17 protein-coding genes are annotated in these 23,671 nt (G+C 70.7%); 13 read left to right on the forward strand and 4 right to left on the reverse strand.

What is annotated here, in order from left to right; genetic code table 11:
• Positions 1-36 precede the first annotated feature (36 nt).
• The 9 genes from AC3WRN_RS08745 (at position 37) to AC3WRN_RS08785 (ending at position 12,173) form a co-directional block, all read left to right on the forward strand.
• Positions 37-489, forward strand: coding sequence for a type IV pilus modification PilV family protein (locus tag AC3WRN_RS08745; RefSeq protein WP_235604360.1), 453 nt, complete (start codon positions 37-39; stop codon positions 487-489).
• The gene (locus AC3WRN_RS08750; protein ID WP_068097529.1) at positions 486-1,127 is read left to right on the forward strand and encodes a type II secretion system protein GspJ; all 642 of its coding nucleotides are present in this window, start codon (positions 486-488) and stop codon (positions 1,125-1,127) included. Before AC3WRN_RS08745 ends, AC3WRN_RS08750 begins: the two co-directional genes overlap by 4 nt.
• Positions 1,124-1,993: a type II secretion system minor pseudopilin gene (locus AC3WRN_RS08755; protein WP_492622678.1), complete on the forward strand. Its 870-nt coding sequence runs from the start codon at positions 1,124-1,126 to the stop codon at positions 1,991-1,993. Before AC3WRN_RS08750 ends, AC3WRN_RS08755 begins: the two co-directional genes overlap by 4 nt.
• Complete coding sequence (locus tag AC3WRN_RS08760; RefSeq protein WP_492622679.1) at positions 1,990-3,138, forward strand: PilN domain-containing protein; 1,149 nt, start codon at positions 1,990-1,992, stop codon at positions 3,136-3,138. The genes AC3WRN_RS08755 and AC3WRN_RS08760 overlap by 4 nt, the downstream gene beginning before the upstream one ends.
• Complete coding sequence (gspM, locus tag AC3WRN_RS08765; RefSeq protein ID WP_492622680.1) at positions 3,135-3,782, forward strand: type II secretion system protein GspM; 648 nt, start codon at positions 3,135-3,137, stop codon at positions 3,780-3,782. Before AC3WRN_RS08760 ends, gspM begins: the two co-directional genes overlap by 4 nt.
• Complete coding sequence (locus AC3WRN_RS08770) at positions 3,779-4,507, forward strand: type II secretion system protein, XpsN-like (RefSeq protein WP_492622681.1); 729 nt, start codon at positions 3,779-3,781, stop codon at positions 4,505-4,507. Before gspM ends, AC3WRN_RS08770 begins: the two co-directional genes overlap by 4 nt.
• Positions 4,508-4,510: 3 nt before the next feature.
• The gene (gene gspD / locus AC3WRN_RS08775; protein WP_492622682.1) at positions 4,511-6,835 is read left to right on the forward strand and encodes a type II secretion system secretin GspD; all 2,325 of its coding nucleotides are present in this window, start codon (positions 4,511-4,513) and stop codon (positions 6,833-6,835) included.
• A gap of 43 nt (positions 6,836-6,878) precedes the next feature.
• Positions 6,879-9,398: an ATP-dependent helicase HrpB gene (hrpB, locus tag AC3WRN_RS08780; RefSeq protein ID WP_492622683.1), complete on the forward strand. Its 2,520-nt coding sequence runs from the start codon at positions 6,879-6,881 to the stop codon at positions 9,396-9,398.
• Positions 9,399-9,539: 141 nt separating this feature from the next.
• The gene (locus tag AC3WRN_RS08785; protein ID WP_492622684.1) at positions 9,540-12,173 is read left to right on the forward strand and encodes a bifunctional diguanylate cyclase/phosphodiesterase; all 2,634 of its coding nucleotides are present in this window, start codon (positions 9,540-9,542) and stop codon (positions 12,171-12,173) included.
• Positions 12,174-12,227: 54 nt separating this feature from the next.
• Here the strand turns inward: AC3WRN_RS08785 and AC3WRN_RS08790 are convergent, their stop codons facing one another.
• The 3 genes from AC3WRN_RS08790 to AC3WRN_RS08800 all read right to left on the reverse strand — a co-directional run bounded on the left by AC3WRN_RS08790 (position 12,228) and on the right by AC3WRN_RS08800 (position 16,579).
• Positions 12,228-13,634: a M20/M25/M40 family metallo-hydrolase gene (locus tag AC3WRN_RS08790; RefSeq protein ID WP_492622685.1), complete on the reverse strand. Its 1,407-nt coding sequence runs from the start codon at positions 13,632-13,634 to the stop codon at positions 12,228-12,230.
• A gap of 163 nt (positions 13,635-13,797) precedes the next feature.
• Positions 13,798-15,738 (reverse strand): PKD domain-containing protein, encoded by a 1,941-nt coding sequence (locus tag AC3WRN_RS08795; RefSeq protein WP_492622751.1) that lies wholly within the window; start codon positions 15,736-15,738, stop codon positions 13,798-13,800.
• Positions 15,739-16,210: 472 nt separating this feature from the next.
• On the reverse strand, positions 16,211-16,579 hold the full coding sequence (locus AC3WRN_RS08800; protein WP_492622686.1) for a hypothetical protein: 369 nt from the start codon (positions 16,577-16,579) through the stop codon (positions 16,211-16,213).
• A gap of 153 nt (positions 16,580-16,732) precedes the next feature.
• Here AC3WRN_RS08800 and AC3WRN_RS08805 point away from each other — a divergent pair, with 153 nt between their 5' ends.
• Positions 16,733-17,965, forward strand: coding sequence for a TIGR03862 family flavoprotein (locus AC3WRN_RS08805; RefSeq protein ID WP_492622687.1), 1,233 nt, complete (start codon positions 16,733-16,735; stop codon positions 17,963-17,965).
• Positions 17,966-17,974: 9 nt separating this feature from the next.
• Here AC3WRN_RS08805 and AC3WRN_RS08810 read toward each other — a convergent pair whose 3' ends face one another.
• On the reverse strand, positions 17,975-18,937 hold the full coding sequence (locus AC3WRN_RS08810) for a LysR family transcriptional regulator (protein ID WP_492622688.1): 963 nt from the start codon (positions 18,935-18,937) through the stop codon (positions 17,975-17,977).
• 251 nt (positions 18,938-19,188) lie between these two features.
• On the opposite strand from AC3WRN_RS08810, the gene AC3WRN_RS08815 reads away from it, so the two are divergent.
• The 3 genes from AC3WRN_RS08815 to AC3WRN_RS08825 are packed head-to-tail and all read left to right on the forward strand — an operon-like array spanning position 19,189 to position 23,669.
• Positions 19,189-20,328, forward strand: coding sequence for a DmsE family decaheme c-type cytochrome (locus AC3WRN_RS08815; protein WP_068097509.1), 1,140 nt, complete (start codon positions 19,189-19,191; stop codon positions 20,326-20,328).
• 12 nt (positions 20,329-20,340) lie between these two features.
• Positions 20,341-22,956 (forward strand): MtrB/PioB family outer membrane beta-barrel protein, encoded by a 2,616-nt coding sequence (locus tag AC3WRN_RS08820; RefSeq protein WP_068097506.1) that lies wholly within the window; start codon positions 20,341-20,343, stop codon positions 22,954-22,956.
• 11 nt (positions 22,957-22,967) lie between these two features.
• Positions 22,968-23,669, forward strand: coding sequence for a c-type cytochrome (locus AC3WRN_RS08825; protein ID WP_068097504.1), 702 nt, complete (start codon positions 22,968-22,970; stop codon positions 23,667-23,669).
• Positions 23,670-23,671 lie beyond the last annotated feature (2 nt).

The following is a 23,671-nucleotide window of genomic DNA, read 5'->3' on the forward strand; positions in this document are numbered from 1 at the left end:
GATTCGGGATTCGGGATTCGCAAAAGCGGGCGGCCGGTGCTGGCGCGCCTTGCCGAATCCCGAATCCCGAATCCCCAATCCCGCCAGCAGGGCTTTTCCCTGCTGGAGGTAATCGCCGCGATCATGCTGCTGGCGATCGCGTTCACCGCGCTGATGAAGGTGGCCGGCGCATCCATCGCGCTGGGCCGCAACGCGGCCGCATACAGCGAAGTGGCGATGCATGCACGCAGCCTGCTCGACAGCGCGTTCGTGGGCGAGGCGGTGAAGCCGGGCCAGCATGCCGGCCGCTTCGACCGGCAGTACCGCTGGCAGCTCGACGTGACGCCGTGGAACGCGGCCGGCCCGGCCGCGCCCGGTGCGTCGCTGCAGCTCTACCAGCTCGACCTGGCCGTGTCGTGGGGGCCGCCGGCGCATCCGCGCACGGCGCACTTCCGCACGCTGCGGCTGGGCACGCCGATGCCCGCCGGCAACGCCCAGGCCGTCCGATGAAGCGCGCGGCCGGCTTCACCCTGCTGGAAGTGCTCGCCGCGCTGGTGCTGCTGGCGCTGCTGCTGGTCGGCGTGTATTCGGGCCTGCGCACCGCCACCCGCAGCGTGCGCTCGGGCACGGCGGCGATCGAACGGGTCGACCAGGTGCGTTCGGCGCAGCAATTCCTGCGCCGCGAACTGGCGCAAAGCATGGTCCAGCCGATCGGCCGCACCGACCATGGCGAGCCGATCTATTTCGAGGGCAGCGCGCGCGAGATGCGTTACGTGGCCCCGCTGCCCGGCTACCTCGGCAAGCTCGGCCCGCAGCTGCAGCGGCTGCAACTGGTCGACGACGGCCACGACGGGCTGCGGCTGGAGCTGAGCCTGGCCCTGCTGCCGCCGGACGGCCAGCCGCCGCAGCCGCTGGGCGAGCCGCAGGTGCTGCTCGATCGCATCGCCAAGGGCGGTTTCAGCTACCGCGGGGTCGACGAGCAGGGCGACCCTGCCCCATGGTCCACGACATGGCCCGATGGCCGCCGGATGCCGCAGCTGGTGCGCATCGAGCTGCAGGCGCAGGGCGGCATGGCGTGGCCGCAGCTGGACGTGCCGTTGCGGGCGAATCCGCTCCTGGTCAACCTGCCCGGCATGAGGGGACGATGAGCCGCCGGCCGTTGCCGCGGCGTTCCGGCCAGCGCGGGGTCGCCCTGCTGCTGGTGCTGTGGGCGTGCACGCTGCTGGCGATCCTGCTCGGCGGCTACGCCGCGCTGGTGCGCACCGAAGGCCTGCAGGCCCGCTACGCGTTCGCCCAGGCCCAGGCGCATTACGCCGCCGAGGCCGGCCTGATGCGTGCGCTGTACGCCTTGCGGGATCCGCAGCCGACGCAGCACTGGATCGGCGATGGCCGGCCCTACACCTTCCACTACGACCAGGCCACCGTGGTGGTGCGCGCGATCGACGAAGGCGGCAAGGTCGATCTCAACGCCGCCTCGCCGGAGGTGCTGCGCGGCCTGTTCCAGGCGGCCGGGCTGGCGCCGGCCGAGGCGCAGGCGCAGGCCGGCCGCGTGGTGGACTGGCGCAGCCCGCCCCTCCTCGAAGGCGCGGCCGCCAGCCAGCGCGCCGCCTACCTGGCGGCCGGGCGCGGCTACGGCCCGCGCGGCGGCCCGTTCGCCAGCGTCGAGGAACTGCAGATGGTGCTGGGCATGACCCCGGCGCTGTACCGGCAGGTGGCGCCGGCGGTAACGATATGGTCCGGCAACCCGAGCCCGGACCCGAACATTGCGCCGCCCCTGGCGCTGGCCGCGATCCCCGGAATGACGCCCGAACGGATGAACGAGATCCAGGCCGCACGGCGGAAGAATGCGGACGACCCGCGGCTGGTCCTCAACGGCGGAACCGCGCATAGTATTCGTTCGGAGGCCACGCTGGCCGACGGCACGCGTGCGGTCCTGCGCGCCACGATTCGCCTGCAGGAGGGGCAGGTGCAACCGTATGCCGTGATGCGCTGGCAGGAGGGGGAGGCGGAATGAGTACGGCAATGCAGTCGCTGCGGCCGTTGTTGGATCGTGCACGCCGCGGCTGGCGCGCTTCGCCGCTGCCCGCGTTCCTGGGCTGGTGGGGCGGCGAGCTGCGCGGCCTGCTGCCGCTGCGCTGGCGCGGCTGGTTCGGCAGCGGCGCGGACTGGCACCTGCTGCAGCACGCCGACACGGCATGGACCCTGCGCCGCAGCGGCCAGGGCGATGTGCTGGCGAGCTGGAACGACGACGGCGCCCCCGCGCCGGCCGCCGCGCTGGGCGCGGCGCTGCAGCGGGTGGACCGCGAGGATCTGCGCCTGGCGCTGCTGCTGCCGGCGGCGACGGTGTTGCGGCGCACGCTGGCGCTGCCGCTGGCCGCGCGTGACAACCTGCGCCAGGTCGCCGCTTTCGAGATGGACCGGCAGACCCCGTTCACCGTGGCGCAGGTGTATTACGCCGTGCGCGAAACGGCCGCGCCCGCCGCGCCCGCCGCGCCCGGCCGCCTCAACGCGGAACTGGTGGTGGTCACCCGCGGCACGCTGGATCCGCTGCTCGCGCGCCTGCAGGCGCAGGGCATCGCGGTCGACGCGGCGGACGTGGCGGTGGGCCACGGCCGCCTGGGCGTCAACCTGCTGCCGCCGGAACAGGTGCCGCATCGCGCGCGCCCGCGCCGCCGGCTGAACCTGATGCTGGCCGCCGCCTGCGTGCTGCTGCTGGCGCTGGTGCTGGGCGAGTGGCTGCACAACCGGCAACTGGCGCTGGCGCAGATGCAGGCCGAGGTCGAGGCGATGCGCGGCGAGGCGCAGCAGGTGGCGGCGCTGCGCCAGCAACTGCAGGACGACGCCGGTGCCGCCGGTTTCCTGGCCCGGCGCAAGCACGATACGGTGGCCATGCTCGGCCTGCTGCAGGACGTCACCGAGCGCCTGCCGGACAGCGCCTGGCTGGAGCGCTTCAACGTCGACAGCGCCGGCCAGATCGGCCTGCAGGGGCAGAGCCAGCAGGCGGTGAAGCTGCTCGACGCATTGAAGGATTCGAAGCTGGTCACCGGCGCCAGCTTCCAGGGCAGCATCCAGCCCGACCCGAGCAGCGGCAAGGAACGCTTCTACCTGACCGCGCGCGTGAACCAGCCGAAACCGGCGGCCCACGGGGACGCGCCATGAAGATCACCGCGATGAATCCGCGCGACAGCCGCATCGCGGCGGTGATCCTGCTGCTGCTGGCGCTGGGGCTGGCCTATCTGGCGCTGCTGCACTGGTGGTTCGTGGTGCCGTTGCAGCAGGTGCGCGACGAGATGGCCGACCTGCGCGACACGCACAGCCGCTACGCCGCCGCGATCGCCGAGAAGCCGGCGCTGCAGCGGCGCCTCGCCGCGCTCGGTTCCGGCCAGGCCGCCAGCAACGCGTTCCTCGCCGCCGACGATCCGAACGCCGCCGCGGCCGACCTGATGCAGCGCGTGATCGACGTGGTCGCCGCCCGCGCCGGCGGCGGCCATTGCGCGGTGACCCAGAAAATGCCGCTGCCGAACCCGCCGTCGACCACCGGCGAGCCGTACCGCAAGGCGGCGGTCAGCATCAGCCTGAATTGCGACATGGAGCCGCTGGCGGCGGTGCTGCAGGCGCTGGAGCAGGGCACGCCGTACCTGTTCGTCGACGACCTCAGCATCTACCGCAACCCGGTGACGGCGCAGCAGAACGGCACCGCGGCGCTGGAGGTGCAATTCAGCCTGTCCGGCTACGTGCGCCCGGCGCGTCCGGCGGCCGCGCCGCCCGGCCGCACGTCCGTCGACGCGGGAGCCGCGCCATGAACGCCGCCAACCAGCGCCAGCTCACGCCCGTGCTGGTCGCGCTGGCCGTGCTGCTGGGCGCGGTGCTGCTGTTGCTGCTGGCCGGCCTCGGCCGCGGCGTGCGCTGGGATGCGCCGCGCACGCCGGCGGCGCTGCCGCCGGCCGGTCCGCCGGCCAGCCTGCCGCCACCGGTGCCGCTGCAGCAGTACGCGCTGGTCTGGCAGAAGCCGCTGTTCAGCCCGGACCGCAAGCCGGTCGCACGCGCCGCCGACGGCGGCGGCAACCTCGGCGACCTCGAACTGACCGGCATCATCCTCACCCCCGAGTTGCGCATGGCCCTGCTGCGCGACAGGAACGGCGACCATCGCGAGCTGCGCGTGCGCGAGGGCCAGGCATTGCCGGACGGCGGCGCCACCCTGCTGGAAGTGCATCCGCGTTCGGCGGTGTTCGCCACGTCCGCGGGGCGGAGCGAATTGAAGCTGCCGGCCGGTGCGCCGTTCGACGGGCAGAAGGCCGCCGGCGGGGGAACCGCGGCGCCGCCGCCGGCCGCACCTGCCGACGCGATGATCAGCATCGGCCCGCACGGGGCCGGAAGGCAGAACATGCGTTCCCGGGGCGGCCGCGATTCGCAGGCGCCGCCGTCGCCGGAGGATCCGGCGCGGCAGAAAAGCCTTGACCGGCTCAGGGAAAACATCCAGAAACGTCGTGCTGCCGATGCTGCCGCAGCCAATCAAGGGGTACGTTGATCCATGTTCCGCATGCCTACTCAGCAAATCCTGCGCAGCGTCATGCTGGCCGTCGTGGTGGTGCTGGCCGGCTGTGCCAGCCTGCCGCCGCCGGCGGACAACGGTGCCCTGCAGCGCGAGGCGCTGGCCGGCACGCAGAATCCGGTGCCCGCGCCGCTGCCGCTGAACAACGGCGCACCGGACGGCAGCACGGCCACGCCGCAGTCGCAGGTGAGCCGGGGCAGCGGGCAGTTCATCCGGCCTGGTGCGCTGGCCCAGCCGCGCCCGGCGGCCAGCGGCGGCGGCTCGGTGACCTTCAATTTCGAGAACCAGCCGGTACAGGCGGTGGTCAAGGCGATCCTGGGCGACCTGCTCAAGCAGAACTACACCATCACGCCGGGCGTGCAGGGCAACATCTCGTTCTCCACCGCCGAGCCGGTGGATGCGGACCAGGCGCTGCCGATCCTGGAAACCCTGCTGTCGTGGACCCACAACGCGCTGGTCAGGCGCAACGGCGGCTACGTGGTGCTGCCGGAGAAGGAGGCCGTGGCCGGCAACCTGGTGCCCAGCCTCGGCGCCAGCGCGCCCACGGGCGGGCTGCAGTCGCGGCTGTTCCCGCTGCACTACATCTCCGCCACCGAAATGCAGAAGCTGATCAAGCCGTTCGCGCGGGCGGATTCGACCTTGCTGGTGGACCCGGCGCGCAACCTGCTGGTGATGTCCGGCACTCCCGACGAGCTGGCCAACTACCAGCGCATGGTGCGCACCTTCGACGTGGACTGGCTGCGCGGCATGTCGGTGGGCGTGTTCAACCTGCAGTACGCCAGCGTGGGCGAACTGATGCCGAAGCTGGACGGCATGTTCGGCGAGAAGGGCAATACCCCGCTGGCCGGCATGCTGCGCTTCATCCCGATCGAGCGCACCAACGCGCTGGTGGTGATCAGCACCCAGCCGGAATACCTGCAGGAGGTCGGCGACTGGATCACCCGCATCGACCGCGGCGGCGGCAACGAGCCGCAGCTGTTCGTCTACGACGTGCGCAACATCAAGGCCTCGGACCTGGCCCGCTACCTGGCGCAGATCTACGCCAGCGGCGCCGGCAGCGGTGGCGGCGACAGCGGCGGCCAGGTCGGGCCGGGCCTCGCCGCCGCCACCCTGGGCAGCGCGGACAACGCCGGCGCGACCAGCATGGGCAGCACCGCGGGCAGCTTCGGCAACCCGGGCGGCGCGGGGCGCGACAGCGGCCCCATCGGCGTGGGCGGCAACGTCGGCACGGTCGGCGGCAGCGGCCGCGACAGCACCGGCGGCGGTGCGGGCGGAGCTTTCGGCAGCCGCGCGGCCGGCTTCGGCGGCGCGGCCGGCGGCGCGGCGCCCAGTGAACAGCAGTACAGCTCCAGCGACGGCAGCGTGCGGATCAGCTCGGTCGACGGCAGCAACCAGTTGCTGGTGCGCGCGCGGCCGTCGCAGTGGGAGGAAATCAAGTCGGCGATCCACAAGCTCGACAACGTGCCGCTGCAGGTGCAGATCGAGACGCGCATCCTCGAGGTCAGCCTCACCGGCGAGTTCCAGTTCGGCGTGCAGTGGTACCTGGAAGGACTGACCGGCAGCACCACCGACAGCAGCGGCAACATCGTTCCCGGCCAGCCGTACCGCCATCGCCAGCTCGGCCTGGGCCAGGGCGGCAACGCGTTCCGCGGCGAGCCGTTCTTCTATTCCTTCCTCAACAGCGACCTGCAGGTCGCCGTGCGCGCGATGGAGACCAGCGGCAACACCAAGACGCTGTCGGCGCCGTCGATGGTGGTGATGAATAACCAGGTGGCCAGCATCGCCGTCGGCAACCAGATCCCGATCAACCAGACCAGCGTGAACACCGGCATCGGCACGGCCACCAGCTACAGCCAGGTCAGCTACCTGAGCACCGGCGTGATCCTCAACGTGCAGCCGCGGATCAATCCCGGCGGGCTGGTCTACATGAACATCAGCCAGGAGGTCAGCCAGGCCGACAAGTCGGTGCCGCTGGTCAACGGCAACCCGGCCATCTCGCAGCGCAAGCTGGCCACCCAGGTCGCCGTGCAGAGCGGCCAGACCGTGTTGCTGGGCGGCCTGATCCAGCAGGCCGAGGGCAACACCGACACCGGCATCCCCGGACTCAACCGCGTCCCGGTGCTGGGCCGGCTGTTCGGCAACACCAGCCGCAGCCGCAACCGCACCGAGCTGATCGTGCTGATCACGCCGCGGGTGATCCGCGGCGGCGCGGACGCCAAGCAGATCACCGACGACTACCAGAGCAAGTTCGAATCGCTGGCGCCGCTGCGCGCGCCGGCCGGCGCCGGCACGAAGCCCAAGTGATGCCCTGATCCACCGGGGTCGGCGCACGGCGGCGCCCGCTATCATGCGCGCGATGAGCAGTGCGCCGCCTCCGTTCCCGATCACCCCGCTGCTGCCGCAGATTTGTGCGTCGCTGGCGGCGCAGCCGCGGCTGGTGCTGGAGGCGCCGCCGGGCGCCGGCAAGACCACCCAGGTGCCGCTGGCCCTGCTCGACGCACCGTGGCTGGCCGGGGGCAAGATCGTGATGCTGGAGCCGCGCCGGATCGCCGCGCGCGCCGCCGCGCAGTTCATGGCGCAGCAGCTCGGCGAAGCGGTCGGGCAGACCGTCGGCTACCGCATCCGCTTCGAGTCGAAGGTGGGCGCGGCGACCCGCATCGAGGTGGTCACCGAAGGCATCCTCACCCGGCTGATCCAGCACGACCCGGAGTTGGCAGGGATCGGCGCGATCGTGTTCGACGAGTTCCACGAACGCCACCTCGCCGGCGACCTCGGCATCGCGCTGGCGCGGGACGTGCAGGCTACGCTGCGGCCGGATCTGCGCCTGCTGCTGATGTCGGCCACGCTGGATGGCCAGCGCATCGCGGCCTGGCTGGATGCGCCACGCATCAGCAGTCCGGGCCGCAGCTTCCCGGTGCGCATCGACTATCCGCCGGCACGCACCCAGGAAACCGTCGAACATCAGCTGGCCCGCGTCGCGCGGCAGGCGCTGGAGGAAAACGACGGCGACGTGCTGGCCTTCCTGCCCGGCCGGCGCGAGATCGCGCGCGCGCAGGCGGTGCTGGCGCAGACGCTGGCGCGCGACGACGTCGAGCTGGTCGCGCTGCACGGCGAGTTGTCGCTGGCCGAGCAGCAGCAGGCGCTGGCTCCCGCCGAACCGGGCATGCGTCGAATCGTGCTGGCCACCAACGTGGCCGAGTCCAGCATCACCCTGCCGGGCATTCGCGCGGTGATTGACAGCGGCCTCGCGCGCGAGCCGCGCTTCGATCCGAATTCCGGCTTCACCCGATTGGAGGCCGTCAGCATCTCGCAGGCCTCGGCCGACCAGCGCGCCGGCCGCGCCGGCCGCGTGGCGGCGGGCACGGCGTACCGGCTGTGGCCGCAGGGCAGGCGGCTGGAGCCGGCGCGCACGGCGGAGATCGCCCAGGCCGAACTCTCTGCGCTGGCGTTGGAACTGGCGGCCTGGGGCAGCGCCGAGCTGCCGTGGCTGGACGCGCCGCCGTCCGGCGCGCTGGCGCAGGCACGCGAACTGCTGGCGAGCCTTGCCGCGCTGGACGCCGACGGGCGCATCACCGCGCTGGGCCGGCGCATGCTGGAACTGGGCGCCACGCCGCGGCTCGGCGCCGCCGCGCTGCGCGCGCCGGCCGGGGTGCACGCGCTGGCGGCGGACCTGCTGGCGCTGATGGAAGCGCGCTCGCCGCTGCGCGGCACGCAGGCGCGCAGCGACGATTTCCGCGTGCGCCTGGCCGCGCTGCACGCGTGGCGCGATCGTCGTGGCCCGGCCCTGCGCGGTGAGGTCGACAGCGGCGCGTTGGCCGCGATCGAGCAGGCCAGCAAGGGCTGGCGCCGGCGCCTGGACGTATGTACCGCGGCCAGCGGCGTGCCGGACAGCCATGCAGTCGGCGACCTGCTGCTGCACGCGTTCCCCGATCGCATCGCGCGCCGCGACGATGGCAACCCGCTGCGCTACACGCTGGCCAACGGCCGCGGCGCGCGCCTGCACGAAGACACCGCGCTGCTGGGCGAGCCCTGGCTGGTGGTGCTGGACCTGCGCCTGGACGTGCGCGACAGCCTGGTGTTCGCCGCCGCGCCGTTCGACCCGCGCGTGCTGGAGCGCGACTTCCCGCAGCGCTTCACCCGCGAACGCACGCTGCGCTGGAACGACCAGCGCGGCGCCGCCGAGGCGTTCGACGAGCAGCGCTTCGGCGCGATCGTGCTGGAGCGCCGCAGCGTGCCGGTGAAACCCGCCGATGCGCTGCCCGCGCTGCTTGCCGCCGTACGCGCGAAGGGCCTCGACGCGTTGCCGTGGAGCGACCATGCGCGGCGGCTGCGCGCACGCATGCAGGCGCTGCGCGCGTGGAGGCCCGAGCTGGGTTTGCCGGACGTTTCCGAGGCGGCGCTGCTGGCCTCGCTGGAGGACTGGCTGGCGCCGCACCTTGACGGCCGGCACCGGCTCGACGCGCTGGGCGCGGAGGACTTGTCGCAGGCATTGGCGTCGCAGCTCGACTACGAACAACGCCGCACGCTCGATGCGCAGGCGCCGGAAAGCCTGCTCGTGCCCAGCGGACAGAGCCGCCGGCTCGAGTACGCCGAAGGCGAGCCGCCGGTGCTGGCGGTGAAGCTGCAGGAGCTGTTCGGCCTGGCCGACACGCCGCGCGTCGGCGGCGGACGCATCCCGGTCACCCTGCACCTGCTATCGCCAGCCGGCCGGCCGATCCAGGTGACCCAGGACCTGAAGGGTTTCTGGGAGCGCACCTATCCGGAAGTGAAGAAGGAACTGAAGGGCCGCTACCCGCGCCACCCGTGGCCGGACGACCCGTGGACCGCCACGCCCACGCATCGCGCGAAGCCGCGCGGGGGGCGCTGATCCGTCGCCGCGTGGATGAGCGTCGGTGCGGTTGTGTACCATCGGCGGGAACGGCATCGCGCGGTGACCTCCTTGCCCGGCAAAAAGCATCCCGACGACTCGCTTCCCGTACCGCCGGATGACGGCGGCGCAGGCGATCAGGTGATCCCGCAACCCCCGCGGTGGCATGTGGCCGCCTACCTGTGGGGCCTGCTCGCGCTGCTGCTGGGGCTCTCGCTGGCGCTGGCCCTGCACGAGCAGCAGAAGCAGCGGCTGCAGGCCGAGCGCACGCTCGTCCGCAACGAGCTGGCCAACAAGGCCTATGTCTCGCTGCAGGGCCGGCTGCGCGCGGCCGAATCGCTGCTGCGCGCCGCGCAATCGCTGTTCCTCTCCTCGGAGGAGGTGGACGCGGGCGAATACGCCGGCTTCTACGCCAACATGCGCCCGCGCGAACAGTTCCCCAGCCTGCTTGCCCTGGCCTACGCCCAGCGCGAACTGCGGCCGGACGGCGAGCATTACGTGACCCGCTGGGTCGAACCGGCGGCCGGCAACGAGACTGTGGTCGGGCTCGATGTGGGCGCGCAGCCGCGCAATCTCGCCGCCCTGCTGGCCTCGCGCGACAGCGACCGGGCGACCCTGTCGGCGCCGTTCCATCCGCTACAGTTGGCCGGCTCCGGCGTGGCGGGCGAAGGCGTCACCCTGCGGCTGCCGATCTACAGCCCGGGTTCGCCGCCGAAAACCGTCGACGAACGGCGCGCGCGCATGCGCGGCTCGATCGCGGCGTCGTTCCGGCTGGACGGCATGGTCGGCAACTCGCTGCCCGATTCGCTGACGCGCAACCTGCGCCTGCAGGTCAGCGACGTCACCGGGCCGGAGGCACTGTCGCTGTTCGATTCGGGCCAGGGCGCCGTGTGGCTGGGCGACGGCTACCGCTACGAGCGCAAGCTGGCCTACGGCGGGCGCGTATGGAGCGTCCGCATGTGGCCGCTGCCGCGCCAGGCCGACGCGGATACGGGCGGATGGGGCCGCACGACCCTGTGGGCCGGCGTGCTGTCCAGCATCCTGCTGGCGCTGCTGGTGTACTCCGTCGTCAGCACCCGCCAGCGCGCGCTCGAGCTGGGCTGGCGGATGAGCCGCCGCTATCGCGAGAGCGAGGAGCGCTTCCGCGCGCTGAACGAACTGCTGCCGGCGCTGGTGCTGCTGGCCGAGGCCGAGGGCGGGCGCATCACCTACGCGAACCAGGCCGCGCGTGCGCGCCTCGGCGAACATGTGGTCGAGCGCCGCCTGCCCGAGCTGTTCGAGGATCCGGACCTGCGTGCGCGGCTCGGTAGTGCCGAGCCGCGCGATGGCGAGTGGACCGAGACCCCCCTGCACGGCGAGGCGGGCGCGCGTTTCTGGGCCGACGTGGCGATCTCGCGGATCGCGCTGGACGGGGGCGCCAGGCTGCTGATGGTGGCCAGCGACATCAGCGAGCAGCGCCGGCTGACTGAGCGGCTGAGCCACCAGGCCAGCCACGACGCGCTGACCGAGCTGTACAACCGGCGCGAGTTCGAGCTTCGCCTGCAGGCCGCGCTGGAGGAGATCGGCGCCGCCGCGCCCGCCGCGCTGCTGTACCTGGATCTGGACCAGTTCAAGCTGATCAACGACACCTCCGGCCACCTCGCCGGCGACCAGCTGCTGGCCCGGCTGGCGGCCGTCATGCGCCGGCAGCTGGGCGCCGGCGACGTGCTGGCGCGGCTGGGCGGCGACGAGTTCGGCGTACTGGTCGCCAACGTGGCCGACCGGGCCGCCGCCGAGCAGGCGGCCGAGCGCGTGCGCCGCTGCATCGACGGCTACGTGTTCAGTTGGGAACAGCGCAGCTACCAGGTCAGCGCCAGCATCGGCGGCGTGCTGATCGATCGCCCGGGCGTGCTGGTGAAGGACCTGCTGGCGCAGGCCGACACCGCCTGTTACATGGCCAAGGAACTGGGCCGCAACCGCGTGCACTTCTACTCCGAGCGCGACGACGAGACGGTGCGCCGGCACGGCGAAATGGAGTGGGCGAACCGGCTGCGTTGGGCGGTCGACGAGGGCCGGCTGGTGCTGGCCTACCAGGAGATCCTGCCGCTACCGCAGCCGCAGCCGCCGGTGGCCGAGGCCGGGCCCAGCGTCGAGCTGCTGCTGCGCTTCCGCGACGAGTCGGGCGAGCTGGTGGTGCCGGGCGTGTTCCTGCCGGCGGCCGAGCGCTACGGCCTGATGCCGGCGGTCGACCGCTGGGTGATCGAGACCGCGCTGGCCCACTTCGACCAGCTGCATCCGGCAGGTGCGGGGCTGCACATGGCGGCCATCAATCTTTCCGGCGCCAGCGTCGAGGACGAGGCGCTGGCCGGCCGGATCATCGGCTGGCTGCGCCACTACAAGGTGGACCCGTCGCGGGTGTGTTTCGAGATCACCGAGACCGTGGCGGTGCGCAACCTGTCGCAGGTGGTGCGCTTCATGGAGCAGCTGCGTGCGGTGGGCTGCAGGATCGCGCTGGACGATTTCGGCGCCGGCATGTCCTCGTTCACGTACTTGAAGAACCTGCCGCTGGACATCCTCAAGATCGACGGCAGTTTCGTGCGCGACATGTTGACCGACCCGGTCAGCCACCTCATGGTGCGCGCGGTCACCGACATCGGCCACCGGCTCGGCCTGCAGGTGGTCGCCGAGTGGGTGACCGACCGGGAGACCGTGCAGGCGCTGGCCGAACTGGGCGTCAACGGCGTGCAGGGCTTCAGCCTGCACCGTCCCGAGCTGGCGCGGTTCCAGCACGATTAGGCGGCGGATGCCCCGCTTCGCCGCCGGCCCGGCGTGTGGGCCGGCCGGCGCGGCTCAGTGGCCGGCGCCGCTGGCGGCCGGCGCCGGCGAGCGCGCAAAGCTGCCGGCGTCGCCGGGGAACACCACCGGGCTCTCGTAGCCGTCGGCCGAGACCGACGACACGCCGAAGAACCAGTCGTCGACCACCACGTCCTTCAGCACCGCCCGGTCGACGTCGCCTACCGCGTACGCATGCTGCCACTGCGGTGCGGTGGTGTCGCGCCAGTGCACGCGGTAGCCGGCGGCACCGGGCACCTTGTGCCAGGTCAGCGTGGTGTCGGTGGCCACGGCGCCCTCGATGTCGATGCCGTCCGGCGGCGCCGGCGCGCGGCTCAGCGCGGCCATGGTGAGGGTATTGAGCGCGGTGACGCGGGCGAGGTAGCGGAAGTCGATGCCGTCGAGGGTGTCGCCGTAGTGCACGCCGCGATCCCGGTCGGTTTGCCCGATGCGCAGGTCCTGGTGCTGGCGGGTGTAGTCCTCGTGCGCCTCGGTGACCCGCACCGCCGGATAGCCGGCCTCGAGGAACGGCACCTGGTCGCCGCCGCGGGCGTAGCGGTCGGTGCGATAGACCATGCGCACCTGGAGGTCCGGCAGGTACGCGTCGGCGATCGCCGCCATGTAGCGGGCCACGTTGCGCGAGGGCGAATCGACCTCGCCGCCGTGGTAGCGGCGATAGTTCGCCTGCGCCGCGGTCTCGTTGCTCCGGGTGCCTTCGGAGAACACGCGCACGGTGGTGCCATCGGCCACGCCGTTCTGGCCGCGGCTGTTGCCGACGATGTCGTTGTTGAGGTCGGCCTCGACCCGCCAGCCGTGCGCCACCGCGTAGTCGGCCAGCACCTTGCCGCCGTACAGTCCCTGCTCCTCGCCGGACAGGGCGGCGAACACCAGGGTGGCGTCGTTGTCCTGCGTCGACAGCAGCCGCGCGGCCTCGATCAGCGCGGCGACGCCAGAGGCGTCGTCGTTGGCGCCGGGGGCATCGCTGGTGGCGTTCATCACGTCGCTGACGCGCGAATCCAGGTGGCCGGTCATCACGATCACCCGGTCCGGGTCGCCCTTGCCGCGCTTGATCGCGACCACGTCCATCACTTCGGTCGGCACCGGAATGCGCTTGCCGCTGAATACCTGCGATGGCGTGGCCACCTGGATGCAGCCGCCGCAGTCGCGCGAGATCGCCTCGAAGCGCGCCTCCACCCAGCGCCGCGCCGCGCCGATGCCGCGCGTATCGGACTTGGTGTCGGACAGCGTGTGGCGGGTGCCGAAGCCGACCAGCTTCGTGATCGTGGCGCGCAGCTCCGCTTCGCTGGGAGCGCCGGCCAGCGCATGCAACGCCGGTTGTTCGTGCGGCAGGGCGGGTGGCGCGGCGTGGGACGCACTCGTCGCGAGCAGCGCGGCCAGGAACAGGCTCGGCAGGGTTCGATGCATGGTGAAGATCCGCTGGCGGTGAGCCGCCACCATACAACGGGATGGCGCCGCGCAGCGTGCCTGTGCCGCGTCGCGGCAGCGCGGACGAAACAGGGCCCGGTCGTTGCCGGCCGGGCCCTAGATCCGCTTCTTCGCGTGCGGCGGCGAGTGCCGCCGGTCGCGCTTACTGCACGGTCAGCGTGATGTCGTCGAGCACGAACGAGGTCTGCAGCGACGAGTCTTCGCTGCCGGTGAACTTGATCGTCACCGTCTGGCCGATGTACGGGGTGAGGTTGGCCGTATGCACGGTGTAGCCGGTGGCCGCATTGACGTTCGAGTAGGTGGCCAGCGTCGCGAGCACCGAGCCCGAGCTGTTCAGCACCTGCACCTTCAGCGTGTCATACGCGGTCGAGCCGCTTTCCGCCGTGTCGATGTGCAGGTAGTACGACAGGGTGGCCGAGGTCTTGCCGCTCGGAATGGCCACCGACTGCGACAACGTGTCGGTGTGGGTCGTGCCGTAGCCGTCCAGCCAGGCGAACCAGGAACCGCTGTGGGCGACTTCGCCCGAGCAGCCGCTGTTGCTGCACAGCGTGCCGGAGCTCATCGCCCACGGCGAGGCCGCACCGCTCTCGAAGCCGGTGTTGCCGAGCAGCTGCGACGGGCTGCCGCTGGAGACCGTCACCGAGGCCGTCTTGGAGCTGGTCTTGGCGCTGACGCTGTCGGTGACCGTCTCGGTCACGCTGTAGGTGCCGGCGGCGGCGTAGGTGTGGCTGGGGTTGGCCACGGCCGAGCTGCTGCCGTCGCCGAAGGTCCACGCATACGAGCCGATGGTGCCGCCCGAATCGGTCGACGTGTCGGTGAAGTTCACTGCCAGGCCGCTGATCGTATCGGTGAAGTTGGCGGTCGGCGTGCCGCCGGCGCTGGCGACGGTCACGGACGCCGTCTTGGAGCTGGTCTTGGCGCTGGCGCTGTCGGTCACCGTTTCGGTCACGCTGTAGGTGCCGGCGGCCGCGTAGGTGTGGCTGGGGCTGGCGGCGGTCGAGCTGCTGCCGTCGCCGAAGGTCCACGCGTGCGACGAGAGGGTGCCGCCGGTGTCAGTGGAGGTGTCGGTGAAGTTCACGGTCAGGCCGCTGATCGTGTCGGTGAAGTTGGCCACCGGCGTGCCGCCGCCGCTGCCGCCGACGATCGGATGCGAGATGTCGCATTCGTTGGTGTCGTTGGACCAGGTCGATTGCATGGCATAGGTGCCGTTGCCCATCACCACGTTCTGGGTGGCCGCGTTCGACGGCGTGGTGAGCCAGGCGCACTCGTCGCCGTTTTCCTGGCCGTTGTAGGTGGCGTTGCCGGTGTGGTTGGTCCAGCCGCCCGCCGGGTTCTGGTCGGTCACCGTCTCGGCGTACTCGTGACCCCCGACGATCGAGAAGCCGTCGAGGTTGCCCTGTGCGCCGGAGTTGACCGAGCCGGTGCCGCAGCTGGAGCCCATGTCGTAGACGTACGGCATGTTGGTGAAGGCGACGTCGCCGACGGGCGAGGTCACGCTCTGGTCGCCGTTCCAGTCGTGCCAGGCGCAGAAGCTGCCGGTGGGGGTGTTGAACCCGTCCGGGTGCGTGCCGGTCGGCGACAGGATGACGTACTGCACGTAGCGGTTCGAGGCGGCGGTGGTGTTGCCGAAGTGCTGCGCCGCCTTGATCGCCTCCTGCGCGAGCTGCGCGCCGGTGGCCTGCGATGGCGAAGCCACCGAGTTGTCGTACCAGATGTTGACGAAGGTGCCGCCGGTCGGATAGCCGACGGTGGGCGCGCCGCTGGGGCAGAAGGTGGCGCCGGTGGATACCGAGGAACCGTCGCAATACTGCGTCATCACACCCGACCACAGTTCGCCGCCGGTGCCCAGGCCCTTGAACAGGTTTTCCAGGTAGGGCACCGCGCCCACCGGGTCGTTGGACAGCGTCATGTTGCCGCTGGCGTTGGTGCTGGCCGTGCCCCACTGGCTGCCGTAGACCACGATGTAGACCTTCGGCGTGCCGCTGGTGACGCCGATGCCGTCGACGCCGCCGCCGTAGCTGAGCGTTTGCGGGCCGGTGGCGGCGGCGGTGGTGGCCGCCTGCAGCGCCTGGTACTGCTTCATCCGGGCATGGGCTTCCCTGGTGGGAAACACGCCATGGCGGTAAGCATGCCCATAGGCCGGCGAGTAGGGGTTGAGGGTCGGGTTGCTGGCCGCGGCAGGCGCGGCGGTGCTCTGCGCGGGTGCCGCATAGGCGGCCGCCGGCGTGGTGGCCGCGGCGATCGCGACCCCCGCTGCGATGACCCATGACTTCAATCGGAAATTGCCTGGCATTTCGAACTCCCAAGGTTTTTTGAGGACAAACGGACCCTATGGGGACCGTGAGGACCTCATGCATGGAGTGCCGTGGACAGACGCGGCACAAGGAATTTTCTTGGACTGGCCTGCGATCCCGCGCCCCGCACGCGACCCTTCCCGGAGTTGCCCGCGGGGTCGAATGCCGATTCGGAATGATCTTGCAGAGGTGACGACGGAATCATTCGCCAAGCTCCCCATTGGCGAACGCGGCGACGGTATGAGTTGCAGATGAAACCAGTCAATAGGACTTTTTGAAGTGGTCGGTGATCACGATCACGTAATCGGGTAATTGCGTTGCCATACCTGCACCGTAAATATTTTCAATCGTCGCGGTGCCGCGGCGCGCCTGTGCGGATGCTTGGGGCGCATCCCGTGGCCGGAGCGGCACATGATGATTTTCATTCGCCGTATCAGATAGATGGATGAGTTGCGCGCGCGCCTGCTGCGAGCATTCCCGTCCGGCCTGGGCGGGAGGGAAACGTGGTCTGTCCGGCCCTGCATGGGGTTCGACGAATGCGTAATTCCATGCGTTTGGAACGATATTAATCCGGATCGATTTCGCAATATGTTTCGTAGTTTTTGCCGGGTTATGGCTGCGACAATCCACAAAATCCGGGCGGTTGATTAATCCGGTTTATTTCCGATTCAGTTGGTTGCCGCCGGGAAACGCCGGGCCAGGTGAACCGATGAAGGTCCGGATCGCCGCCGGGTTGCCCGGCCGCCGGTTCATTCCGTTCGGGCGGCATGCGACCATCTGCGGATGAACCGGACGAACCCCCACCGCCTGGCGATCATCGGCGGCGGTCCGGCGGGGCTGATGGCGGCCGAGGCCGCGTGCGCGGCGGGCGTGGCGGTCGACCTGTACGACGCGAAGGGTTCGGCCGGGCGGAAATTCCTGCTGGCCGGCAAGGGCGGCCTCAACCTCACCCATGGCGAGCCACGCGCGCGTTTCGTCGAACGCTATGCGTCGCGCCGCGACGAGGTGGGGCGCTGGCTCGACGCGTTCGACGCGGACGCGCTGCGCGGCTGGGCGCGCGGGCTCGGCGTGGAGACCTTCACCGGCAGTTCGGGCCGGGTGTTCCCGGCCGACCTGAAGGCGGCCCCGTTGCTGCGCCGCTGGCTGCATCGCCTGCGCGAATCGGGCGTGACCTTCCACATGCACCACCGCTGGCTGGGCTGGAGCGATGGTGCGCTGCGCTTCGCCACGCCGCAGGGCGAACGCACGGTGGCGGCCGCTGCGGTGGTCCTCGCGCTCGGCGGCGCCAGCTGGCCGCAGCTGGGCTCCGATGGCGCCTGGGTGGCGCCACTCGGGGAGGCGGGCGTCGAGATCGCCCCGCTGCAGCCGGCGAACTGCGGCTTCGAAGTGGCGTGGAGCGAGCATCTTTCCGGCCGCTTCGCCGGCGCCCCGCTGAAGCCGGTGGTGGCGCACTGGGTCGACCGCCACGGCGTGGCCCATTCGCGCCAGGGCGAGTTCGTGCTCAGCGAATACGGTATCGAGGGCAGCCTGATCTACGCGATCGGCGCCGAGCTGCGCGGGCAGATTGCCGAACGCGGCGAGGCCTCGCTGGCGCTGGACTTGGTGCCCGGCCGTACCGTGGCGGCGCTCGCCGAACGCCTCGCCGCGCCGCGCGGCAAGCACAGCATGGGCGACTGGCTGCGTCGTCGCGCCGGGCTGGACGCGGCGAAGTGCGCGCTGGTGTTCGAACTCACCGACAAGCCCACCCTGGCCGATCCGCCAGCGCTGGCGACGCGGCTGAAGGCCATGCCGCTGCGCCTGCGTGCGCCGCGGCCGGTCGCCGAGGCGATCAGCACGGCCGGCGGCGTGCGGCTGGAGGCGCTGGACGAGGACCTGATGCTGCGCGCCCGCCCCGGCGTGTTCTGCGCGGGCGAGATGCTGGACTGGGAGGCGCCCACCGGCGGCTACCTGCTCACCGCCTGTTTCGCCAGCGGCCTGGTCGCCGGCCGCGCCGCGGCGCGCCGGCTGGGCGCGTAGCCGGCGACGTCAGCCGGTGGGCAGGTTCGCCGGCCCGGGCTTCGCGTTCTCGGCCAGCACGCCCGATTGGGTGCGGCGCAGTACCTGCGGCATGCGCTGCGCCACGAAGTCGATGAAGCTGCGCAGCGCCGGGGTGTGGCCGTGGCGCGAGGGATACACCGCGTGCACGTTGCCCGGGGGCAGCGACCACGCCGGCAGCAGCGGTACCAGCCGGCCTTCGGCGATCGGTTCGCGGCAGACGAACTGCGGCAGTTGCGCCGCGCCGACGCCGCCGACCACCGCCTGGTACAGCACCTGCAGATCGTCGCTGACCAGGCTGGGATGGTGCTCGATCTGCTGGGTGCGGCCATCGGCGGCCTGCAGGTGCCAGAAATGCCGGCCATCGGCATTGATCACGCCGACGCTGGAAAGGCGCTTCAGGTCCACCGGCTGCAGCGGCTGGCCCTGGCGTCGCAGCAGCCCGGGACTGGCCACCAGCATCTGCGGGTCCATGCCGTAGCTGCGCATCACCAGGCTGGAATCCTTGAGCGAATCGCGCACGCGGAACGCGATGTCGTAGCCGCCGGCGATCACGTCGGCCTGGTGATGGCAGATGTCGAGGTCGACCTGAACCTCGGGATGCTGCCGCAGGAAGTCGACCAGCACCGGCGCCAGCAGCAGCTGCGCGAACAGCACCGGGCAGGCCACGTGGATGCGCCCGCGCGGTGCGGCCTGGGCCTCGTCGATGACGCGCTGGGTCTGCTCGGCGGCGGCCAGCAGCTGCCGGCATTGTTCGTAGTAGCGCTGGCCGATCTCGCTGACGTGCGAGCGCCGCGTGGTGCGCTGGATCAGCCGCACGCCGAGGCCCGCTTCCAGCCGGGCCACCCGGAAGCTCAGCTGCGACTTGGCCACGCCCAGCGCCTTGCTGGCGGCAGTGAACGAACCCAGTTCCACTACCTGCACGAAGTAGTAGATGTCGTTGAGATCCTGCATGGCACATCCCTGCGATGGCGCTGTCGGGTGTGAGCTAAGCGGCGGAATATCTTGCTGCGTTGCAAAATCGTGAAGGATTGTTCTTTGATCCTGGATATTAAACGCAACATCGCAGGGCTTATCAATCTCATTCGCCGAGGGGAATACTGCGGTGCAGGACAAGGCCGGATGCGTCGAGGGGAGCATGCCGGACGGGTGCGCCGCCGGCCGATCGCGATCGGGTGTTCACGCTAGCCAAGGGGTTCCAAGCCATGCGTGTGATTTCGCTGTTTCTTGCAGCCTTGCTATGCGTGATGCTGGGCGCCGCCACGATGCTGCTGGGCTCCCGGGACCTGCAGGCCCAGCAGGCGGCAACGAGCGACCCCGCCGCAACGGGCAACGGGCATGCGCCGGCCAGCGGGCTCAGCCAGAGCGACATCGCCAGGATGCTGCCGGCCACCGACATGGGCGCGAACGCGGCACGCCAGAACAACCCTCATCTCGCTTCGATGGGCGACAGCCCGGCCACGCCGTTCGATGGTGCGCCGATCCCGGCCAACCCGCTGGCACCGAACGCCGACGCGGTCGGTGCGAAGACCTGCGTGGCCTGCCACGCGCAGGAGAACGTGCAGGCCTCGCACTCGCTGCACGTGGCCTCGTTCCGCGCCGGCGCGGCCAACACCGGCCCGCAGGCGGCCTGCGAAAGCTGCCACGGACCGGGTTCCGAACACGCCAAGGACCCCACCGCGCCGGGCAAGATCATCGCCTTCACCCACGATGCGAAGACCTCGCCGCAGACCCAGGCGGGCGTGTGCCTGAGCTGCCATGCCGGCGGGGCGCGGCAGCACTGGATCGGCTCGATCCACCAGAACCGCGGGCTGTCCTGCACCGACTGCCACAACCCGATGGCCAGGCTGTCGCCCGAGGGCGTGCTGGCGAAATCGTCGATCAACGAGGTCTGCGCGACCTGCCACCAGGACATCCGCGCCAAGTTCAACCGCCGCTCGCACATGCCGCTGCCGGAAGGGCAGATGGCCTGCACCGACTGCCACAACCCGCACGGCTCGATCACCAAGCCGCTGCTGAAGACCGACACGGTCAACGAGACCTGCTACACCTGCCACGCCGAGAAGCGCGGACCGTTCCTGTTCGAGCACGCGCCGGTGCGGCAGAACTGCCTCAACTGCCACGACGTGCACGGCTCCAACCAGCAGACCCTGCTGGTCGCGCCGATCCCGATGCTGTGCCAGCAGTGCCACACCATGACGCGCCATCCGAACGACCTGCAGGGCGCGGCCGGCCTCGGCACCGGCCCGCACCCGGACGAGCGGCTGATGGGGCGCGGCTGCCTGAGCTGCCACGCCAACATCCACGGTTCCAACAATCCTTCCGGACCGAAGTTCCACAAGTGACGGAGGCCGACGATGCTTGCGCAGAAAGGAAATCGCACGACGCCGAAAGCCCTGGCATTGGGATTGCTGGCCGGCCTGCTCGGCATGCAGTGCGCGATGGCCGGCGATACCAGCGGCACCATGCGCGTGGGCGACATGCAGTACGGCAACGGGCTCGACCTGCGCGGCTGGACGCCGATGCTGTACCCGGCCGACCCGGACGGGACGTCCTACCTGCATCCCGGCATGCTGCGCACGCCCACCGGCGCGCTGTATCCGTACCCGCCGATGGCCGATGCGGGCAGGCCGCTGGGCCAGGGCGACTGGACCTATGCCGGGCTGCTCCAGTTCGGCTACCTGCATGTCGGCGGTGACCGCAACGCGGAGTACTTCCGCCAGTACGACGACTGGAAGAGCGGCGCCGTGCTCGGCCTGTTCGCGCTCGATTTCAACAACCGCAAGACCGGCAGCTACGTGGATTTCCGCGGCAGCCGGATCAGCGGCGACGACCAGTTCTACCGCCTGCGCGGCGGCAGGTACGGCAGCTACCGGATCGAGGCGTTCTACCGCGACATGCCGCATACGGTGTCGACCAGTGCCTACCCGATCTGGAACGGCGTCGGCGGCACCGACCTGACCCTCCCCGCGCCGCTGGTTGCCGGTGCCAGCACGCCGGCGCAGGTGGCCGCGGCATCGGCAGCCACGCCACGGCGCAGCATCGGCCTCACCCGCACGCGCGCGGGGCTGGGTTACGAGGGCGTGCTGTACCGCGACTGGATCGGCTCGGCTTCGATCACCAACGAGAAGCGCACGGGCACCCGCCTGTGGGGCGGCTCGATGTTCTTCAACTTCCCGTTCCCCGACAACGGCGGCGTGCTGGAGACGGTGCGGCCGATCGACTTCCGCACCACCGATATCAACCTCAGCCTGCGCAACGTGGGCAAGGTGTGGCGCTTCCTCGCCACCTACAACGGCTCGTTCTTCCGCAACCACAAGGATCACCTGAACTTCGAGAGCCCGTTCCGCCTGTGGAACGTGGTCGGCACGCCGCAGGTGGCCGACATCAAGAACGGCCAGTTCTCGCTGGAGCCGGACAACGACTACCACAACCTGCGCCTGGACCTGTCGCGCGAGCTGAAGGGGAACGGCCAGTTCACCGTGGCCGGCGCGTGGGGCACGATGCGCCAGAACGACGCGCTGCTGGCGCCCACCACCTGCGTCGGCACCGGCGGCATCTTCATCGCGCCGCCGGTGAACTACACCTTCCAGTGCGCCAACTGGAACACCACCGCGGCGCTGTCGCGGAAGAACGCGAACGCACGCATCGACACCGGCCTCCTCGACGCCCGCGTCAGCTTCCATCCCACCGCCGCGTTCGGCTGGCACGCCGGGCTGCGCTGGTACCGCGAGGACGACAAGACCCGCTACCTCGCCTACAACCCGCTCACCGGCCAGTACGGCTACATCTCCGAGAACGGCTCGCAGGGCAGCGTGGTGCCGGGCGAGACCGGCATCTTCGACTCGCGCAACCCGCTGTACCGTTCGGCCAACGTCACCGTGCGCAATAACCCGTTCGGCTACACCGACACCCTCTTCGAGCTGGGCGGCGACTGGCAGTTCGGCAGCAAGAGCTCGCTCGGCGTCGTCTACACCTTCGATCACAACCGGCCGAAGTACCGCGAGCGCAGGCGCGTGGACGACCAGCGCATCAAGTTCGACTGGGTCAGCCGCGACGTGATCGGCGCCACCGTGCGCCTGAGCTGGGAGTACGCCAGGCGCGACGGCGACAGGTACAACTACGATCCGTACGAGCAGTTCTTCTCCAGGTCGCTGCCTGGCTTCGTCGTACCGGCCAACGGCATCGCCGTGCACACCGTTGCCGACATGCGCAAGTACGACCTGTCCAACCGCACCGAGAGCAAGGCGCGCGTGATCATCACCCATCCGTGGGGCGAGTCGGCCACGCTGTCGGCCACCTTCTACGGCAACCGCGACCGCTACGACGCCCTGATCGGCCGGCAGAACACCCAGACCACCGGCGCCACCGTGCAGTGGGACTGGCAGCCGACCCCGGCCACCACGGTGAACGCCTACCTCGGCGCGGAAAGCTCGCGCATGGGCATCTCCAACGTCAACGATGCGGACGGGCCGGACAACGGCAAGGCGTTGGGCACGATCGGCCAGACCAATCCGAATCTCGGCGGGCCGCTGTATCCGTACGCGAACCAGTGGTGGGAACTGGACCGCGAGAGCAACCGCAACGCGGGCCTGAGTTTCAGCCACGACTTCGGTCGCGTGCGCCTGGACGGCAGCTACAACTACACCGGTTCGTTCGGCCACGTCGGCTACAGCTACGCCACGATCGGCGCGCTGGCCTACCGCGACCCCACCGCGGTCGCCGCATCCGGCAGCGGTTTTCCCGACAACAAGTACCGCACCAACACGCTGGATCTGGGGGTGAACTTCACGGTCAACCGCAGCGTCGGCGTGCGCGTGTTCGGCCGCTACGAAACCGGTGCGTTCAGCGACTGGCATTACGCCGGTTTCGACAACACGCTCAGCTACGACCACAGGATCTATACCGACAAGGGTGGCCAGCTGCACTACAGCGTCAGCCTGGTCGGCGTGATGCTGAACCTTAAACTGTGAGGAGCGCCGGGATGATGTATCGCACTAGCCTCCTGCTGTTGTTCCTGCTGGCGTCGGGCGTTGCCGCAGGCGCCGGGGCGCAGGAGCCGCCTCACGCCGCCGCGCCGGCCAGGGTGGCGGACCTGCGCCGCATGCAGCCGGTCAGCGGCGACGCCCGGGCCGGCGCGGGCAAGGCCGCGGTATGCGCGGCCTGCCATGGCGCGCAGGGCGTGGCGATCGCGCCGAATTTCCCCAACCTGGCCGGGCAATCGGCCACCTACCTGTACGTGCAGCTGAAGGAGTTCCACGACGGCCTGCGCAGCGATCCGGTGATGAGCGGCCAGGCCGCCGCGCTGAGCGACGCCGACATGCGCGACCTGGCCAGCTACTACGCCGCGCTGGCGCCGAAGCCGGCCGGGCGCGCCGATGCCGCGTCACGCGGCGCGCAGCTGTACCTCGCCGGCGATCCCGCCAAGGGCATACCGCCCTGCCAGGGCTGCCACGGCGCGGACGCGCTGGGGCCGCGGCCGCACCCGAGCAGCGCGCCGCCGCCGCCGTGGGCGAGCTGGCCACGCCTGCGCGGGCAGTCCGCGCTGTACCTGGCCAAGGAGCTGGCCGACTTCAAGAGCGGCGCGCGCAGCGGCACCAGCAACGCGAAGGTGATGCAGGGCGTGGTCGAGACGCTGGACGCCGCCGACGTGCAGGCGTTGTCCGCCTACCTCGACGCGCTGTGACG

Source organism: Rhodanobacter sp. FW101-FHT13A11 (assembly GCF_058790335.1).

Bases quoted from the DNA above. Each gene is read 5' to 3' on its own strand.
- AC3WRN_RS08815 (WP_068097509.1), top strand. From the start codon at position 19,189: ATGCGTGTGATTTCGCTGTTTCTTGCAGCCTTGCTATGCGTGATGCTG.
- hrpB (WP_492622683.1), top strand. From the start codon at position 6,879: ATGCGCGCGATGAGCAGTGCGCCGCCTCCGTTCCCGATCACCCCGCTG.
- AC3WRN_RS08790 (WP_492622685.1), bottom strand. From the start codon at position 13,634: ATGCATCGAACCCTGCCGAGCCTGTTCCTGGCCGCGCTGCTCGCGACG.
- AC3WRN_RS08825 (WP_068097504.1), top strand. From the start codon at position 22,968: ATGATGTATCGCACTAGCCTCCTGCTGTTGTTCCTGCTGGCGTCGGGC.
- AC3WRN_RS08770 (WP_492622681.1), top strand. From the start codon at position 3,779: ATGAACGCCGCCAACCAGCGCCAGCTCACGCCCGTGCTGGTCGCGCTG.
- AC3WRN_RS08760 (WP_492622679.1), top strand. From the start codon at position 1,990: ATGAGTACGGCAATGCAGTCGCTGCGGCCGTTGTTGGATCGTGCACGC.
- gspM (WP_492622680.1), top strand. From the start codon at position 3,135: ATGAAGATCACCGCGATGAATCCGCGCGACAGCCGCATCGCGGCGGTG.
- AC3WRN_RS08755 (WP_492622678.1), top strand. From the start codon at position 1,124: ATGAGCCGCCGGCCGTTGCCGCGGCGTTCCGGCCAGCGCGGGGTCGCC.
- AC3WRN_RS08805 (WP_492622687.1), top strand. From the start codon at position 16,733: ATGAACCGGACGAACCCCCACCGCCTGGCGATCATCGGCGGCGGTCCG.
- AC3WRN_RS08750 (WP_068097529.1), top strand. From the start codon at position 486: ATGAAGCGCGCGGCCGGCTTCACCCTGCTGGAAGTGCTCGCCGCGCTG.
- AC3WRN_RS08820 (WP_068097506.1), top strand. From the start codon at position 20,341: ATGCTTGCGCAGAAAGGAAATCGCACGACGCCGAAAGCCCTGGCATTG.
- AC3WRN_RS08795 (WP_492622751.1), bottom strand. From the start codon at position 15,738: ATGAAGCAGTACCAGGCGCTGCAGGCGGCCACCACCGCCGCCGCCACC.
- AC3WRN_RS08810 (WP_492622688.1), bottom strand. From the start codon at position 18,937: ATGCAGGATCTCAACGACATCTACTACTTCGTGCAGGTAGTGGAACTG.
- gspD (WP_492622682.1), top strand. From the start codon at position 4,511: ATGTTCCGCATGCCTACTCAGCAAATCCTGCGCAGCGTCATGCTGGCC.